This window comes from Corallococcus llansteffanensis (assembly GCF_003612055.1).
Classification (GTDB): Bacteria; Myxococcota; Myxococcia; order Myxococcales; family Myxococcaceae; genus Corallococcus; species Corallococcus llansteffanensis.
The window spans coordinates 1-544 of sequence record NZ_RAWB01001150.1 but is presented as its reverse complement, the minus strand read 5'-3'; the positions used below and the strand labels follow the sequence as shown (position 1 = coordinate 544).

Annotated in this window: 1 pseudogene; it reads right to left on the bottom strand. The window is 78.9% G+C overall.

The annotated features are described in order from the left end of the window. Window positions 1–492, bottom strand: a pseudogene (locus D7V93_RS43865) (hypothetical protein); the annotation flags it as partial. Window positions 493–544: the final 52 nt, after the last annotated feature.

The window sequence follows — 544 nt, the reverse complement described above, 5'->3', positions numbered from 1 at the left end:
GTGCAACAGCAGCCCGGGCACCACCGCCACCGCCACCGGCACCGCCCGGAACGGCGGACGCGGCGCTTCCCGCAGCAGCCCGACGCCGGGCTCGGACACGCGGCCTCCCCGCGGACGCGGCGCAGCCTCCGCTTCGGGCGAGGCCCGCCGCAGCTCACCCGCCTCCGCGTACACCGGCACGCCTTCGTCCCGCTCGGGCCCCACCACCGGACCGGACTCGTCCGCGGAGGCCGTGGGCACGGGCCGGGGCCCGGCGTCCGTCAGCGCCCGCGCCAGCACCTCCGGCGGCACCACCGACGTCCGCGCGCCCGTCAGTGCCGGCACGTCCCGGGGCACGTCGCCGCCGCCCAGCTCCGGGCCGCTCGCCAGCAGGTCGAACGCGGAGAGCCACCCGCCCCCGTCCTGCGCGCGCGCGCTCCCCGGCGGGAGCAGCAACCCGAGCACCACCGCGAAGGTGGCCCACCAACCCCACATCGGGCGCCCATGCCCCATGGCCGTTCTCACTTCCCTGGGGACGGTCTTCCCACCGCCCCCATCCCGACCC